The following is a 16,998-nucleotide window of genomic DNA, read 5'->3' on the forward strand; positions in this document are numbered from 1 at the left end:
AGATGTACTGACCCCAAAAAGTTAGACAAATAATTTAAGTGAAGGATTTAGTTCTGTATTGCACAGGGCTAAGTCCTTTTAGTTTGACCTTAATTCGTTTGTTGTTGTAGTAATCGATATAGTCTACAATAGCTTGTTCAAGGTCTTCTAAAGACCTAAAGTGCTTCTCATAACCGTAAAACATCTCAGATTTCAAAGTACCAAAGAAGGACTCCATCATACCGTTGTCTGGGCTGTTGCCCTTGCGCGACATAGATGCTTGAATTCCCTTACTCTCTAGAAACTGATGATAAGAATCATGTTGGTATTGCCAGCCTTGATCACTATGGAGAATCGTATTCTCGTAGTGTTTCTCTGTAAATGCCTGTTCCAACATCGTTTTTACTTGTTCTAAGTTTGGTGAAGTAGAAAGATGATAAGTAATGATTTCGCTGTTAAAACCATCTAAAACTGGCGATAGATAGAGTTTTTGACTGCTTGCTGGAATGGCAAACTCTGTCACATCCGTATAGCACTTTTCCATTGGCTTGGCTGCTTCAAACTGGCGTTGAATGAGATTCTCTGCTTTCTTGCCAATCTCTCCTTGGTAGGAAGAATACTTCCGTTTCCGACGAATTCGAGCCGTTAAACCAAGGACTTTCATCAGCCGTTGGACCTTCTTATGATTCACCACGAAGCCACGATTCCTTAGTTCAAGAGTAACTCTCCGATAGCCATAATTTCCTTTATGCTCACGATAAATGGCCTGAATTTCAGCTTTAAGTTCTTGATTCTTATCTGGTTGATCTAGCTGTTTTAAGTGATAGTAGTAAGTTGAGCGAGCTAAATGTGCCGTTTCAAGGAGTAAATCTAATCGAAATCCTCCTGAAACCATTTCTCTAACTGTCTCTGCCTTTCTCTCTCTAAGGCTTCGTCCCTGTCTTCTAGCTCTTTTAACTTTTTTAGGTAGGCCACCTCGGTACGTAGACGCTCATTCTCCTCTTGAAGTCGTTCTAATTCTGTCATTTCTTCCCAAGTTTTCTTCCGTTTACGTCCCATCCTAGCTGGCCTTCCTCTTGTTTTCTCAACAATAGTATACCCGTTTTTCTTGTATTGTGCCAGCCAATTTGAAAGTAATCCACTACTTGGGAGAGCATAATCCAGAGATACGCTTAGTTGCGAACGACCTTCAATCAAAACCTTATTGATGATTTCTTGTTTTAATTTAGGAGAGTAATAACGGTTTTTCCCTTTTTTGACATTTTCTATTCCGTAACGATCAATCAATCGGATTAAGTACTTAAGATTTGAAAGGTTCATTCCATATTTTTCTGAAAGTCGCTTTAAGCTGATTCCTTGTTTTCTTAGTTCATAGATTCGAACTTTATCCTCATAAGTTAATTTCATTTAAAAACACCCCAAAAGTTAGATTTTTTCTGTCTAACTTTTGGGGTGCGGTTCATAGAATGCGGTTTTTTTTGTTATCAAAATAGTCCAAATCACTCGTCTAAGCGAATAAACATCATTGCGTTAAGTAAGGAGATGAGTGCGACCGTATTAATATTATTGGAATAGATCAGTCTCTTGTTCTCAATGGGTGGAATAATAAAATTAGAAATGATGATATCGTAAGGTGATTCTTTTAAAGAATCAATTGATAATTCTAATTTATTCCAAACTTCAAGTTCAAAATTATTACTGCAATAATAAGAAAGGGTCTCTGCTACTGATTTTGCATGATACTGATCAAAATTACTCATGACTAGAACCTTTAATTTAGGCTGATTTTGTAAAAGATTCAGCACTAAATGTTTGCTGTGAGTGATAAAAGTATAGGATAGATGGTTGACTTTCATTGGTGTGCTATGGATATCCAAAGTCTCTAGGTAATGTTCAATCCCTTCTTTTACCTCTGAAACAAATTGAGGGAAAATATTTTGAAAGTTCTTGATTGTATTCCCTTTTTGATCAAACAGAATAAACTCTGTAGATAGTTCCTGACGGTGCAGATGTGCTGTGTTATGCAAATGCCAAATAAGATTGTCCTTATTGTCAATTTTAAGATTATATTTGCTTTCTATCTGATCAATTAAATCACTTAATAATTGATACGAATTTTTTACATAGCTGTCTGTTTTTGCGCAGCTCATAAATAGATTTTCATCAATGAAAAACATTTTTTGAAAATAGGAGACAAATAGTTGACCTATCACTTCTTTATTCAGAGAGATATGGTATTCAGAATCAAAGCTTGCTACAATGTCTTCGATTCCTTCTGCCTGCATGAAAGATTCTAACAATTGATTGTTAAAAGAATCTTTCTCAACTTCCAAGAAATGACCAAACTTTATTCGATATAAATTCGTAACGAGGAGCAATTTTAACATTCTTTGAGTTGAGAAATTGACAGGAAATGCAGTTTCTTTATAGACAAGTGCTAATAGCTTACACAAAGGCTCTACTGAAAAATCTGTAAATGGCCATTCAAGGAAATAATATTTTTCCGAAAAATATTGTGCAAAAAAATAACGGATATCAATCTCATCTCCAATAATCCGAGCAGGATTGAGACTAATTTTAAAATTATATTGTTTTTTTATGATTTTGTTAATATGACTGATTATACGATAGAGTGAGGAAGAGCTTATATAAAACTCTTTACAAAGACTCTCAGTTTCATATCCTTCGTTAAAGAAGATGAATTCTAAAATTGAAAAATGGGTTGAATGCTTAAAAAAATGGTGATACACCATCTCAATATCACTATCATCGGTATTAATGATACGTATACCATTAGTGGACGAGTGAAAAATCAATTGAGGAAACGCAGACTTGACATGGGATAAATCATCTTTTACTGAACGTTCTGTACAATTCAATAGTTCAGCCAGTTCAGAAATATGAAACCAGCGTTTGTTTTTAAATAGTAGTTCTAATAGTTCTAATTGCCTGTGGCTCTTTTTAGACAGTAATTCTCGCATTAAAATATTATCTTTCTTTATATAGTGTTTTTATTATCAGGCAATTATACCATATTTTATGCATTTAACCTCGTTTAACAACTCTAAAATATATCTAAAAATGCTGATAAAAGCCTATAGAACAAGGAATTCTTATCTTTGCGTATCTATAGTACAGATAAACGGAAAGAAAACCAAGTTGAATTATTATGTTTCCAAGTTGGAAAATTATATAATTATGTTAATCAAAAAATAATAGTAAAAAATATTATTAAACAATTTTGATTTAGAAAAAATTAGAAAGGAGAATCAATATGCTTTGGTCTATTATTGTTGGAGGTGTTATTGGTCTTATTGCTGGATCAATCACTAAAAAAGGCGGCTCAATGGGTGTTATTGCAAACGTTGTTGCAGGTTTAGTTGGTTCTGCTGTCGGTCAGTCACTTTTGGGAACTTGGGGTCCTAGTTTGGCTGGTATGGCCTTGCTTCCTTCTATCATTGGTGCAGTTATTGTAGTAGCTGTTGTATCATTTTTTGTAGGTAAAAATGCATAAATTGTCTTTTTACTTTCAAAATACAATTTAAAATTTAATGATGTGAGGATTCAATATGTCAAAATCAAGAAAAATACTTTCCCTTATTTTCTGTATTTTAATCTTGACAATTTTGATTCCTGTTTTGCTAGACTTTCATAAAGTCAGCGGTCTGGGGCTCCAGTTATTTAGCTGGAAGTTATTCACGTGGAAGCAGATTCCTTTTGTGGGCTACTATCTTTCTAGGTATGTTTTCTGGGGCACTGTGGTTTTAGCAAGCTTAATCTTACTACTAATGTTAGTGATAGTTTTTTATCCTAAGAGACGTTTGGAAATTCAGCTAGCTGATGCGGATGGGAAACTGATGCTGAAAAATTCAGCCATTGAAGGGTTTGTTCGTAGTCTGTTAACAGAACACGGTTTAATTAAAGATCCTACAGTTTCAGTAAATAGCCGTAAAAACAAATGCATGGTTTCTGTTAAAGGGGCAATCGTTCCTTCGGAAAACATCATCAAGAGAAGTCAGTTGATTCAAGAAGAAATTGCGTCTGGATTGACAGAATTCTTCGGAATCAATCATAATGTCAAGCTTAAAATCTCTGTCTCAGACTTCAAGCCAAAAGAAGCGGCTAAAAAAACTACTAGTCGTGTAAAGTAAGGAAGTAAAAAATGGAATGGTTTAAAAAATATCAATATCCAATCTTGTCTGGATTAGCAGGCATTATTCTAGCATGTTTTATCCTATCCTTTGGCTTCTTTAAGACTCTATTTGTCTTGATTTGCGCTACTCTAGGGGCAGGAATTGGATATTATATTCAAAAAAATAATATATTTAAATAACTAATCAAGGAGTTTAATATGTCAAATAAAGATGTTAAAGATGTTGCTAAAAAAGAAGTTGCTCAAGCAGCTCACGAAGTAAAAGGTGAATTGACTTACGATGATAAGGTCATTCAAAAAATTATCGGTCTCTCTTTAGAGAAAGTTTCAGGCTTGCTGGCTGTTGATGGTGGTTTCTTCTCTAACATAAAAGATAAATTGGTCAACTCTGACAATGTCACTCATGGTGTCAATGTTGAAGTTGGTAAAGAACAAGTCGCTGTTGACTTGAATGTGGTTGCAGAATATCAAAAGAATGTTCCTGCTTTATACAAAGAAATCAAGAAAGTCGTTGCAGAAGAAGTTTCTAAGATGACTGATTTGGAAGTTGTTGAAGTAAATGTCAATGTTGTTGATATTAAAACAAAAGAACAACACGAAGCGGATTCAGTAAGCCTTCAAGACCGAGTGACAGATGTTGCTGAATCAACAGGCGAATTTGCTTCAGAGCAGTTCGAAAAAGCAAAATCTGGCATTAGCGGTGGTTTCTCAGCTGTTCAAGAAAAAGTTGGCGATGGTGTAGAGGCTGTTAAAGACGCTGCATCAAATGAAAAAGCTCGCGTTCGTTAATTCTCTAAATAAGATTAGGAATTCTTATATTCTTTCATTGCTTTAAAAATTGAAACTAATAACGGAGGTATCAATTATGTCTACAGAAGAAAAATTCAACCAAGCTAAAGGTTCTATTAAAGAAGGCCTTGGCAAATTAACTGGTGATAAAAAAACAGAAAAAGAAGGAGCTGCTGAAAAAGTAGTTTCTAAAGTTAAAGAAGTTGCAGTAGATGCCAAAGATGCTGTTGAAGGTGCAATCGAAGGCGTTAAAAATATGGTTAAAAAAGACGATAAATAAAACCAATAGTTGATTTTCCTTATAAAAAGTCTTTGTTAGCTATAGTTACTGATAAAAATTATCTAGAGTTTAAAGGAGATCATTTTAAGGTCTCCTTTCTTTTTTTGCTTGACTTCTTTTTAGCTAAAAAGTTTTTTAATTTCTTGGTTGTAAACGCTTGCAAATATCTGAGTAGAGTACTATAATAGAGTTAAGGAAATAGAAAGAAAGGAAACCAAATTCATTCGCTTTAAAGTTTACTTTGTTGGTATAGTTGTTTGTAATACATAAGTAGTTGCTTTACTTGACATATTGGTTGAATTGTCAGACAGGCCTGCTTAGCTTGCCTGATTGTAACGATAGTATAGAAAGTAGAAGCTTTTAGATGGTTTTCAAACTTCGAGAATTCAATCAATAGTGCTTTATTATGTTATAGAGATTTCCAATGCTAAGATAAAAAGAAAATCATTAGCGGTTGAAGGAATTAAAAGTTTATAAAAAATAATAAAAACAATAAATCAAAAAATTGTTATTCAGTTACATCTTGGATGAACTGATTGCTCTCATACCAGCGAAGTAAACCAGACCTCTAGCCGAGTAAAGCTAGAGGTCGTTTTTTGTAGTCAAGAGCGCTAAGAAGACACACTTGACTTTGAAAAAACATGAAAAAATGCTATAATAGGTTGGATATGCGAACCTTTGGTTTGCAAGACTGTAATTCGACTTGGCTAGCCAAGGACCGTTAGTAATAAAATAAAGAATCTTTGATAAAAGTGAGATTCTGAAAATTGAATAGGAGAAAAAATGAGCAAGAGCAATATTAAACTGATTGCTTTGGGCGGCGTACGTGAAAATGGTAAAAACCTCTACGTTGCCGAAGTGGATGATTCCATTTTTGTATTGGATGTTGGGCTGAAGTACCCAGAAAATGAGCAGTTGGGTGTGGATTATGTCGTTCCCAACATGGATTATTTGTTTGAAAACAAGGAGCGGATTGCGGGTGTCTTTCTGACGCACGGGCACGCGGATGCGATTGGTGCTCTACCTAATCTTTTGGCAGATGCTAAGGTGCCAGTTTTCGGTTCTGAGTTGACGATTGAACTGGCCAAGCTTTTTGTCAAAAACAATGATGCGGTTAAGAAGTTCAATGATTTCCATGTGATTGATGAAAATACTGAGATTGAATTTGGCAAAACCGTGGTTTCCTTCTTCCGGACGACTCACTCGATTCCTGAGAGTTTGGGAGTTGTCATCAAGACCAGAAAGGGTAGTATCGTTTATACAGGTGATTTCAAGTTTGACCAGTCAGCCAGTCCGTCCTATGCGACAGACTTTGGCCGTCTGGCTGAGATTGGCCGCGAGGGTGTTCTGGCCTTGCTCAGTGATTCAGCCAATGCGGACAGTAGTGTTCAGGTGGCTAGTGAGAGCGAGGTCGGTAAGGAAATCGAAGATACGATTGCTGACTGGGATGGTCGTGTGATTGTTGCGGCGGTTGCCAGCAACCTGTCTCGTATCCAGCAGGTCTTTGATGCAGCTGCAGAGACTGGCCGCCGAGTGGTTTTGACAGGCTTTGATGTTGAAAACATCGTTCGTACGGCTATCCGCCTCAAGAAGCTGTCCTTGGTGGACGAACGCCTCTTGATCAAGCCCAAGGAAATGTCTAAGTTTGAAGATCATGAGTTGATTATCTTGGAGACTGGCCGGATGGGTGAGCCTATCAATGGTCTGCGCAAGATGTCAATCGGCCGTCACCGCTATGTGGAAATCAAGGAAGGCGATTTGATTTACATCGTAACGACGCCGTCAATTGCCAAGGAAGCTGTCGTGGCTCGCGTGGAAAATATGATTTATCAGGCGGGTGGCATTGTCAAGCTGATTACCCAAAACCTGCGGGTTTCGGGTCACGCAAATGCGCGTGATTTGCAGCTCATGATTAACCTGCTACAGCCTAAGTACCTATTCCCTATTCAGGGTGAGTACCGTGGCTTGGATGCTCATGCTAAAGCTGCCATGGAAGTTGGCATACTGCCGGAAAATATCTTTATTCCTAAGCGGGGCAGCATTATGGAATACGACCATGGTGATTTTGTGCCGGCTGGTGCTGTGTCAGCTGGAGATGTCATGATTGATGGGAATGCAATTGGTGACGTGGGTAATATCGTTCTGCGCGACCGCAAGGTCTTGTCTGAAGATGGTATTTTCATCGTGGCACTCACGGTTAACCGTAAGGAAAAGAAAATCATTTCCAAGGCTAAAGTACACACCCGTGGATTTGTCTATGTCAAGAAGAGCAGAGATATTTTGCGCGAAAGCTCTGACATTATCAATAAAACTGTGGAAGACTATCTGGCGCAGGATAGCTTTGACTGGGGTGAGCTGAAGGGTGCTGTCCGTGACAGTCTGGCCAAATATCTCTTTGACCAAACCAAGCGTCGCCCAGCTATTTTGCCGGTTGTTATGGAAGTGCGGTAAAAATCTGAACACAAATACAAGAAAAGTCGGGCTTCGGCTTTTTCTTGTCAGGAAGATACGAAGGAGAAATGCGAATGGCAGTGATGAAAATAGAGTATTATTCTGAAGTTTTGGAGATGGAATGGGGTGTCAATGTCCTCTATCCGGACGCAGCTCGTGTGGACAAGCCGGACGATAAGGACATTCCTGTTTTGTATCTGCTTCATGGTATGAACGGGAATCACAATAGCTGGCTCAAGCGCTCGAATATTGAGCGTCTGGTTCGCTCGACCAACTTGATTGTTGTTATGCCTAATACCAGCAACGGCTGGTACACCGATACTCAGTACGGTTTTAACTATTACGAAGCCATCGCTGATGAGCTGCCTCGGGTGCTCAAGCGCTTTTTCCCAAATATGTCAGATAAGCGGGAGAAGAATTTTATCGCAGGCCTTTCCATGGGCGGATACGGAGCCTTTAAGCTAGCTCTCAAGTCTAACCGCTTTTCATACGCGGCTAGTCTTTCTGGGGCTTTGAGTTTTCTTGATGCTCGTCCGGATAATGCTGAAATGGCATCGCCAGCCTATTTGCGAGGAGTTTTTGGAGACTATAAAGACTGGACCAGCAGCCCTCACTCGCTGGAAAGTATAGCCAAGCAATCTGATAAAAAGACTAAGCTTTGGGCTTGGTGTGGCGAAGAAGATTTTCTCTACAAGGCCAATCAGGAGGCAGTGAAAAACCTGCAAGACTTGGGCTTGGAGATTACTTACATCCACAGTCCAGGTAAGCATGAGTGGTATTACTGGGAAAAGCAGATGGAGAATGTACTGGCCTGGCTTCCTATTGACTTCCAGCTGGAAGAGCGCCTGTTGTAAAAATAGATTGTAAAGTCGTATTCTGCCCTCAGAGTATGATATAATGATTACGTTTGAAAATCGGAGTGGGAATGATTCCCCGAAACACAAATAGGAGAATGGAACTTTGACAAAAGCGATTCGAGTGCGTTATGCACCAAGTCCGACTGGACTTTTACACATCGGAAATGCGCGGACTGCGCTCTTTAACTACCTCTATGCTCGTCATCATGGTGGAACCTTCATTATCCGTATCGAGGATACTGACCGCAAGCGCCATGTAGAAGACGGGGAACGCTCTCAGCTAGAAAACCTGCGCTGGCTGGGTATTGACTGGGATGAAAGTCCTGAGACTCACGAAAACTACCGTCAGTCTGAGCGCTTGGATATTTACCAAAAATACGTCAATGAACTCTTGGGCAAGGGCTTGGCTTACAAGTCCTATGTGACTGAGGAAGAATTAGCGGCTGAACGCGAACGTCAGGAAGCAGCTGGTGAAACACCGCGTTATATTAATGAGTTTCTAGGCATGTCAGAGGAAGAAAAGGCAGCCTATATCGCTGAGCGCGAAGCAGCTGGTGTCATTCCGACGGTACGTCTGGCTGTTAATGAAGCTGGTGTCTACAAGTGGACTGACATGGTTAAGGGCGAAATTGAGTTTGAAGGCGGCAATATTGGTGGCGATTGGGTTATCCAGAAGAAAGACGGCTACCCAACCTACAACTTTGCTGTGGTTATTGATGACCATCTGATGGAAATCTCTCACGTTATTCGGGGGGATGACCACATTGCCAACACGCCTAAGCAACTCATGGTTTATGAAGCTCTGGGCTGGGAAGCTCCAGAATTTGGCCATATGACCCTGATTATCAACTCTGAAACAGGCAAGAAACTGTCCAAGCGCGATACCAACACTTTGCAGTTTATCGAGGATTATCGCAAGAAGGGCTACCTACCAGAAGCAGTCTTTAACTTTATTGCACTGCTGGGCTGGAATCCTGGTGGCGAGCATGAGATTTTCTCTCGTCAAGAATTGATTGAGCTCTTTGATGAAAAACGTCTCAGTAAGTCCCCAGCTGCTTTTGACCAGAAGAAGCTGGACTGGATGAACAACGAATACATCAAGAATGCAGATTTTGACACAATCTTCGCTCTGGCTAAGCCGTACTTGGAAGAAGCGGGCCGTTTGACAGATAAGGCAGAAAAGCTTGTGGAACTCTACAAACCACAAATGAAGTCTGTAGACGAAATCGTGCCGCTGACAGACCTCTTCTTTGCGGACTTTCCAGAGTTGACAGATGCAGAGCGTGAGGTCATTTCTGGTGAAACGGTACCGACCGTGTTGACAGCTTTCAAAGAAAAGTTAGAAGCTATGTCTGATGCAGATTTTGTGACGGAGAATATCTTCCCACAAATCAAGTCTGTCCAAAAAGAGACAGGGATCAAGGGCAAAAACCTCTTCATGCCGATTCGGATTGCCGTTTCGGGTGAAATGCATGGACCAGAGCTGCCAGATACGATTTACCTGCTGGGTCGTGAAAAATCTATCCAGCATATCGAAAACATGCTGAATCAAATTCAATAAGATAAACCAGCTTTCGAGCTGGTTTTTACTTTGCAAATTTTTGTTTTTATGTCACAATTGTAATAAGAAAATACCTTAAGGAGAGAAAAATGAAAAAATGGATCATCATCTTGATTGGAGGGCTAGTAGCCTTACTCGTGCTAGTAACCTGTAACCAAAAGAAAGAGCAGACGACCCCTGCTTCCAACAATTCTAAAGCAAGTTCGACTAGTTCTGCATCTTCTAAAAAGTCTGAAAGAGGGGCCAATTCGAGCGAACTTGATGGTCAAGCGGATAATCAGGAAACTTCTGATACAGACTCTCAGAAGAATTCGGAAACTGAAGCTGAAAAGTCTGCCAAGGAAACTAGCAAAGGAGAGAAAGAGACGGCATCAACTTCTAGTTTGGATATGAAGGCTATTGCTTCTGGGGATTTTTCCAGCATGATTGGTACTTGGCAGGATGCCAAAGGGAACAGTTATACATTCGATGCGTCAGGTATTGAGTCAGATGTTGCCAAGCTTGAGGCAGGAGATTACTCTGGGCCAGATGAAAATGGGATTTACCGAGCAGGGATTCGTTGGAAAAACCAAACCGGTGCTGCTTTTCTTATAATTCCAGCAGGGAAGAGTCTGCCAGCTGGGGAGACTGTCAATGGGACGGATCCGACTGATACCAGTCAAGATCGTTTCATCATCACCCAGAGCGTTTCCGAACATCCCGATGTTTTTTACCGTGTAAAATAAGGAGTCTTGACAAACTCTTTTTTCTTATTTTGAGTCCAGTATATAATATATTGATTTTGAATAAAAATCGATAAAACGCTTTTATTTTAATAAATATTAAATTCCCTCTTGACATTCGCATTTTCATACAGTAGAATGTTTAAAAATAAAATGTAGAAGGATAGAGGTAATCGCATGGTTAAAGAGAAAGTCATTTTAGCGTATTCCGGCGGCTTGGACACTTCGGTGGCCATTACTTGGCTGGACAAGGATTATGATGTGATCGCAGTCTGCATGGACGTAGGTGAAGGAAATGATTTAGATTTCATTCATGACAAGGCGCTGAAAGTTGGCGCTATCGAATCACATGTTATTGATGTTAAAGACGAGTTTGCGGAAGACTACGTCTTGGTTGCTCTGCAAGGACACACCTTCTACGAACGAAAATATCCTCTAGTGTCCGCTCTGAGCCGACCTTTGATTTCTAAGAAATTGGTTGAAATTGCTCACAAGACGGGGGCGACAACCATTGCCCATGGCTGTACCGGAAAAGGAAACGATCAGGTTCGTTTTGAAGTGGCTATCGCCTCCTTGGATCCCAGTCTCAAGGTGATTGCTCCGGTTCGGGAGTGGAAATGGTCTCGGGAAGAAGAAATCAATTACGCCAAAGCTAATGGTGTTCCAATTCCTGCAGATCTGGATAGTCCTTACTCAGTCGATCAAAACCTTTGGGGACGGGCCAACGAGTGCGGAGTTTTAGAAAATCCTTGGAATGAAGCACCGGAAGACGCCTATGATTTGACGGTTGCGCCAGAAGCAGCGCCAGACAGCCCAGTCTATGTAAATATTGACTTTGAGGCAGGTGTACCAGTTGCTTTAGACGGTAAAAAGATGAAGCTTGCGGACTTGATCCTTGAGCTAAATGACTTGGCAGGACAACACGGTGTTGGGCGGATTGATCATGTGGAAAATCGTCTGGTAGGGATTAAGTCTCGGGAAATTTATGAATGCCCTGGGGCGGTGACTCTCTTGGCTGCCCACAAGGAAATCGAGGATCTGACTTTAGTTAGAGAATTGGCTCATTTTAAGCCGATTATCGAAAATGAACTGTCCAATCTCATCTACAATGGCCTTTGGTTTAATCCAGCGACAGAAGCTCTGATTGCCTATCTCAAGTCCACTCAGCAGGTGGTTAATGGAACAGCTAAAGTGAAGCTTTATAAGGGGGCTGCGACAGTCGTGGCACGTAAGTCTGATAATTCTCTCTACGATGAAAGTCTGGCCACCTATACCAGTGCAGATACCTTTGACCAGGATGCCGCGATTGGCTTTATCAAGCTATGGGGTCTTCCATCTAAGGTTCACGCAGAGGTTCAGGCTCACAAGGACAAATAGAAAGGGGCTTTCCTATGGTGAATCATAAACTGTGGGGCGGACGTTTTGAAGCCTCTCTGGAAGACTGGGTAGAGGAGTTTGGTGCCAGCATCGGATTTGACTATCGTCTGGCTCCTTATGATCTGCAGGGCAGCCTAGCCCATGTCAAAATGCTGGGACAGACGGGAATCATTGCTCCAGAGGAAGCAGCTGCTATTCAGGCAGGCCTAGAAAAGCTGCTGGTACGTTATCAGGCTGGAGAGCTTGAGTTTGATGTGCGTAATGAAGATATTCATATGAATATGGAGGCTCTTCTGACCGAGGAGATTGGGCCAGTGGCTGGCAAGCTTCATACGGCTCGCTCCCGTAATGACCAGGTGGCGACAGATATGCACCTCTATCTCAAGGATCAGATCGGCCAGATTGCGGATAAACTCTTGAATCTGCGTCAGGTGCTGCTGAACTTGGCAGAAGAGCATGTAGAGACTATTATGCCAGGCTATACCCATCTGCAACATGCCCAGCCGATTAGCTTTGCCCATCATCTGCTAGCCTATTATCAGATGTTCAGCCGGGATAGTCAGCGCTTTGCCTTTAATCTGGAGCATACGAATTTGTCTCCTTTAGGAGCAGCGGCTCTGGCGGGGACGACGTTTTCAATTGACAGGGAGCTGACGGCTGATTTATTGGGTTTCAAAGGCATTTACCACAATTCCTTGGATGCGGTAAGTGATCGAGACTTTATCTTGGAATTTCTATCTAACAGCAGCATTCTCATCATGCATTTGTCTCGTCTCTGTGAGGAGCTGATTAACTGGTGCAGCTATGAATATGGCTTTGTCAGCCTGTCAGATACCTTTAGTACTGGTTCTTCCATTATGCCGCAAAAGAAAAATCCGGACATGGCGGAGCTGATTCGGGGTAAGAGCGGCCGAGTTTACGGTCACCTCTTCAGTCTTCTGACGGTTATGAAATCCCTGCCCTTGGCCTATAATAAGGACCTGCAGGAAGACAAGGAAGGCATGTTCGATACAGTAGATACTATCCAAAAATCGCTGGATATTATGGCGGGTATGCTGTCTAGTATGACAGTAAACAAAGAAAAAATGCTGGTTTCAACTCAGCAAGACTTCTCCAATGCGACGGAATTGGCTGACTATCTGGCCAAAAAAGGACTGCCTTTCCGGGAAGCCCATGAGATTGTCGGAAAGTTGGTTCTGGAATGCAGCAAGGCAGGCTATTATCTACAGGATATCCCGCTGAGCCGCTATCAGGAAGTGTCGTCGCTGATTGAGGAAGATATTTATCAAGCGCTCGAATCACAAACTGCTGTACAAAAGCGGAATTCCCTTGGCGGGACAGGATTTGCACAGATCCGTCAGGAGTTGGAAAGAGCTAAGAGACAGCTGGAAAAGTAATAAGATATAGGGAACATCGCAAGGAAATTGCGGTGTTTTTTTGGTGAATCAACCTTTTAAATATTTGCAAAAACAGCGTCATAGCGGCTCTTATTGGCATTTTCGAAAAATATGGTATAATAGATATAATTTTGGTGGATGGAGTTGAGTTTTGAGAAAAAACTATCGCGTCAAGAGCGAAAAAGATTTTAATGCGATTTTTAAAAGAGGACAGAGTTTTGCTAATCGAAAATTTGTCGTTTACATGTTAGAAAAAGAGCAAAAGCATTTTCGAGTTGGAATTTCCGTCAGTAAAAAGCTGGGGAATGCAGTAGTTCGTAATCGTATTAAAAGAAAAATCCGCCATGTCTTGATGCAGCATCAGAAAAAGTTAGTCCAGGCCGACTTCGTAGTTATCGCTCGCAAAGGAGTGGAAGAGTTGGACTACCACCAAGTTGAACAAAATTTATTGCATGTGTTAAAAATTGCTAAACTTTATCAGGAAGGATTCATTTGTGAAACAGAAAAGTAAATTAGGGATTTTGCTGGTTGCGTCGTTGCTCTTTCTTACAGCCTGCGGAACTAGTCAAGTAACGGCCGATTCACATGGCTTTTGGGAAAAGTTGGTCTATTTCTTTGCGGACACCATTCGTTTTCTATCCTTTGGTGGAAGTAAGGGAATTGGGATTATTCTCTTTACCTTGATTATCCGGACAGTTCTCCTGCCGGTCTTCCAATTCCAGACGACTTCTTCACGCAAGCTGCAGGAAGTACAGCCGCATATCAAGCGCCTGCAGGAAAAGTATCCTGGTAAGGATATGGAGAGCAGAACAGCCTTGGCTGAGGAAACTCAAAAGCTCTACAAAGAAAAGGGTGTTAATCCCTATGCTTCATTCATTCCGCTCTTTATCCAGATGCCAGTGCTCTTGGCTCTGTATCAAGCACTGACTCGGGTTGATTTTATGAAGACAGGTCACTTCCTCTGGCTCAATCTAGGAGCAACAGATCCGACCTTTATTCTTCCGCTGTTGGCAGCTCTCTTCACTTTCTTCAGTACTTGGCTTTCAAACAAGGCCTTGCCTGAGAGAAATGGCGGGATGACAGTCATGATGTACCTGATGCCAGTTGTGATTTTCTTTTTTGCCCTCTATGCAGCGAGTGGGGTGGCCCTCTACTGGGCGGTCTCAAATGCTTATCAGGTGGTCCAGACCTTGCTTCTGAGCAATCCTTTTAAAATCATTGCCGAGCGGGAAGCCAAGGAACGGTCAGAGCGTCAATTAGAACAGAAAAAGAAACGTGCCCTGAAAAAAGCACAGAAAAAGAAAAAGTAAGTAAGAAGGAGGACTCTTGCAATGGTTATTTTTACAGGAGCAAGTGTTGAAGAAGCCATTCAAAATGGTTTGAAAACGTTGGATATTCCACGTATGAGAGCGCATATCACTGTTATTTCACGTGAGAAAAAAGGCTTTTTAGGTCTGTTTGGCAAGAAGCCAGCTCAGGTGGATGTCGAGCCGATTGCTGAGACGACAGTTGTCAAGGCCAATCAAAAGGCTGTAAAAGGTGTTCCCGAAGAGATTAATGCTCAGAATGAGCCTGTGCAGTCTGTCAGTGAAGCAACGGTTGATTTGGGTCGTGTGGTAGCTGCCATCAAGAAGGTCGAAGGAGAAGGCGAAGTTATCTCAGATGAGGTCAAGGCTGAAATTCTCAAAAATGACAAGCAAGCCAATACAATTTTAGAAGAGACTGGCACCATTGATCTTCTCAAGACCAACCAAGCTATTGATGAGTCAATTGCTCAAGCAGAAGCGGACGATAGCAAGGTTATCTCTTTTGAACAAGCAGCTAAAGACAAGGCTGAGCCGATAGAAACGGAAGAAAGCTCTTTTGCTGATTTAGGCATCCAAGTCGAAGCTGACTACGATATTGAAGAGGTAGTTGAAAACGTAACGAACTATGTTCAGAAAATCGTGGATGAGATGGATGTTGAAGCGGGTATTTCCAGCAGCCACAACCGCCGTACCATTAACATGCAGATTGATACCAATGAACCGGGGCGCGTGATTGGCTACCACGGAAAAGTCTTGAAAGCTCTGCAGCTATTAGCGCAAAACTATCTTTATAACCAATATTCTAAGAGCTTCTATATTTCCATTAATGTCAATGACTATGTTGAGCATCGGGCAGAAGTACTGCAAAGCTATGCGCAGAAACTGGCTCAGCGGGCTTTGGAAGACCGACGCGGTCAGCACACAGACCCTATGTCTAACAGCGAGCGCAAAATTATCCACCGCATCATCTCTCGCATCGATGGCGTGACTAGCTATTCCGAAGGCGACGAGCCTAACCGCTATGTCGTTGTGGATATTGACAGCGAATAAAAAGAAAGCCAGCAGAGATGCTGGTTTTTGCAGTAATAAACTAAGAGAAAGAATTATGAAGAAGAGAGTTTTTCTAATTATTTTAGGGTTAGCATTACTTGCTGCCTGTAGCCAAAAGAAAATAGAGAATCAGGATAATACTCCTGATTCGAGTAAGAGTGCATTGGATAAAGAGCAAAAGAGTTCTTCAATTTCAGTAGAACAAGATGAAAAATTATATGCTTCGACTTTGGAGAAATTAACAAAAGATACTTCAGAAGGCCGTGCGCAGATATACACATTCTATGATATTGATAAAAATGGGACGAATGAATTAATCACAGGCCATCATTCTGACGGGGCTTATTATTTAGCGGCTATTTATTATTTGAATCAAGGAACATCAACTTATTTAGCTCAATCAAAAGTAGCTTCAGCAGGTGGAAGTCGAGAAAGCGCCACAATATATATAGATGGAACAGTCTTTTATGCTCAATGGCACTCTCTGAGTCCTGATGCTAAGGGGTATCTTTATCGACTGAGATCTGATAATAGTGGTATAGATGTGCTAAAAGAAGCAGATTTTCAAATAGCAGGTGTAGATTCAAATTCTGAAAAAAGCGCAGCTTCAGTTTTTGGATTAGCTTCTAAAAAAGAGCTTGATTTATCTTTGTTGACTTGGAAAGATATTGAATCTTATCAATCAAAAAGCTCCGTAGGAGCAGAGGACAATCCAGAAATTTCAACTCAAATGGATTTATCGAGCATTCAAAACGGTGATTTCTCAAGTATTGAAGGTACGTGGAAAAATGGAAATGGAGAAGAACTGACCTTTGATAAAAATGGTTTGGTGACTAATGGGCTAAAATTAGGAAATCAGTTTAAAATAGTCAACTCCTATTTAGAGGGTGGCATATCCTATGGTGGTCCGGGTGCAGCAATATTATTTATTCCTGCTGGTGTAGATATGTCTATGACTTTGGATAATCAAAAAATAATGGATGCTTCAAATCGTAAGATGGACAGGATTCTTATTACGCAAAGTGTTAATGTTAATAACTCAGAAGTATTCTATTATAAAGAGTAAAAAAGAAAG

Annotated in this window: 17 protein-coding genes; 15 read left to right on the plus strand and 2 right to left on the minus strand. The window is 40.9% G+C overall.

Annotation, left to right across the window (positions count from 1 at the left end):
* Positions 1–34: 34 nt before the first annotated feature.
* Positions 35–1,386 (minus strand): IS3 family transposase gene (locus HMPREF1150_RS11775; RefSeq protein WP_156788984.1). Its coding sequence is split into 2 segments (ribosomal slippage): positions 35–945 and positions 945–1,386, totalling 1,353 coding nucleotides; the frame shifts between segments, so codons are not numbered across the junction.
* Between the two features lie 92 nt (positions 1,387–1,478).
* On the minus strand, positions 1,479–2,960 hold the full coding sequence (locus HMPREF1150_RS03945; protein WP_009660094.1) for a M protein trans-acting positive regulator PRD domain-containing protein: 1,482 nt from the start codon (positions 2,958–2,960) through the stop codon (positions 1,479–1,481).
* 293 nt (positions 2,961–3,253) lie between these two features.
* On the opposite strand from HMPREF1150_RS03945, the gene HMPREF1150_RS03940 reads away from it, so the two are divergent.
* The 15 genes from HMPREF1150_RS03940 (at position 3,254) to HMPREF1150_RS03870 (ending at position 16,989) form a co-directional block, all read left to right on the plus strand.
* Positions 3,254–3,493: a GlsB/YeaQ/YmgE family stress response membrane protein gene (locus tag HMPREF1150_RS03940; RefSeq protein WP_002920347.1), complete on the plus strand. Its 240-nt coding sequence runs from the start codon at positions 3,254–3,256 to the stop codon at positions 3,491–3,493.
* A gap of 55 nt (positions 3,494–3,548) precedes the next feature.
* Positions 3,549–4,130 carry an alkaline shock response membrane anchor protein AmaP gene (gene amaP, locus HMPREF1150_RS03935; protein WP_002899157.1) on the plus strand — a complete coding sequence of 194 codons (582 nt, stop codon included), beginning with the start codon at positions 3,549–3,551 and terminating at the stop codon, positions 4,128–4,130.
* 11 nt (positions 4,131–4,141) lie between these two features.
* The gene (locus HMPREF1150_RS11780) at positions 4,142–4,312 is read left to right on the plus strand and encodes a DUF2273 domain-containing protein (protein WP_002905455.1); all 171 of its coding nucleotides are present in this window, start codon (positions 4,142–4,144) and stop codon (positions 4,310–4,312) included.
* 18 nt (positions 4,313–4,330) lie between these two features.
* Positions 4,331–4,921 carry an Asp23/Gls24 family envelope stress response protein gene (locus HMPREF1150_RS03925; RefSeq protein WP_002902153.1) on the plus strand — a complete coding sequence of 197 codons (591 nt, stop codon included), beginning with the start codon at positions 4,331–4,333 and terminating at the stop codon, positions 4,919–4,921.
* Positions 4,922–4,997: 76 nt separating this feature from the next.
* On the plus strand, positions 4,998–5,201 hold the full coding sequence (locus HMPREF1150_RS03920; protein WP_009660108.1) for a CsbD family protein: 204 nt from the start codon (positions 4,998–5,000) through the stop codon (positions 5,199–5,201).
* A 783-nt stretch (positions 5,202–5,984) separates the two neighbouring features.
* A complete protein-coding gene (locus HMPREF1150_RS03915; RefSeq protein ID WP_009660103.1) occupies positions 5,985–7,652 on the plus strand; it encodes a ribonuclease J in 1,668 nt (555 codons plus the stop codon).
* A gap of 74 nt (positions 7,653–7,726) precedes the next feature.
* Positions 7,727–8,506 carry an alpha/beta hydrolase family protein gene (locus HMPREF1150_RS03910; protein ID WP_009660076.1) on the plus strand — a complete coding sequence of 260 codons (780 nt, stop codon included), beginning with the start codon at positions 7,727–7,729 and terminating at the stop codon, positions 8,504–8,506.
* A 106-nt stretch (positions 8,507–8,612) separates the two neighbouring features.
* Positions 8,613–10,070, plus strand: a complete 1,458-nt coding sequence (gene gltX / locus HMPREF1150_RS03905; protein ID WP_009660042.1) for a glutamate--tRNA ligase — start codon at positions 8,613–8,615, stop codon at positions 10,068–10,070.
* Positions 10,071–10,159: 89 nt separating this feature from the next.
* Complete coding sequence (locus HMPREF1150_RS03900; protein ID WP_009660084.1) at positions 10,160–10,795, plus strand: DUF6287 domain-containing protein; 636 nt, start codon at positions 10,160–10,162, stop codon at positions 10,793–10,795.
* Between the two features lie 174 nt (positions 10,796–10,969).
* A complete protein-coding gene (locus HMPREF1150_RS03895) occupies positions 10,970–12,169 on the plus strand; it encodes an argininosuccinate synthase (RefSeq protein ID WP_009660046.1) in 1,200 nt (399 codons plus the stop codon).
* A 14-nt stretch (positions 12,170–12,183) separates the two neighbouring features.
* Complete coding sequence (gene argH, locus HMPREF1150_RS03890) at positions 12,184–13,566, plus strand: argininosuccinate lyase (RefSeq protein WP_009660112.1); 1,383 nt, start codon at positions 12,184–12,186, stop codon at positions 13,564–13,566.
* A 151-nt stretch (positions 13,567–13,717) separates the two neighbouring features.
* Positions 13,718–14,077, plus strand: coding sequence for a ribonuclease P protein component (gene rnpA, locus HMPREF1150_RS03885; protein ID WP_009660044.1), 360 nt, complete (start codon positions 13,718–13,720; stop codon positions 14,075–14,077).
* Entirely contained in the window at positions 14,061–14,876 is an 816-nt protein-coding gene (locus HMPREF1150_RS03880) for a YidC/Oxa1 family membrane protein insertase (RefSeq protein WP_009660050.1), read from the plus strand. The genes rnpA and HMPREF1150_RS03880 overlap by 17 nt, the downstream gene beginning before the upstream one ends.
* A gap of 21 nt (positions 14,877–14,897) precedes the next feature.
* Positions 14,898–15,923 (plus strand): RNA-binding cell elongation regulator Jag/EloR, encoded by a 1,026-nt coding sequence (gene jag, locus HMPREF1150_RS03875; protein ID WP_002911583.1) that lies wholly within the window; start codon positions 14,898–14,900, stop codon positions 15,921–15,923.
* Positions 15,895–16,989 carry a DUF6287 domain-containing protein gene (locus HMPREF1150_RS03870; RefSeq protein ID WP_083842666.1) on the plus strand — a complete coding sequence of 365 codons (1,095 nt, stop codon included), beginning with the start codon at positions 15,895–15,897 and terminating at the stop codon, positions 16,987–16,989. Before jag ends, HMPREF1150_RS03870 begins: the two co-directional genes overlap by 29 nt.
* Positions 16,990–16,998 lie beyond the last annotated feature (9 nt).

The sequence above is a fragment of the Streptococcus sp. AS14 genome, from assembly GCF_000286495.1.
In the GTDB taxonomy this organism is placed as follows: domain Bacteria; phylum Bacillota; class Bacilli; order Lactobacillales; family Streptococcaceae; genus Streptococcus; species Streptococcus sanguinis_P.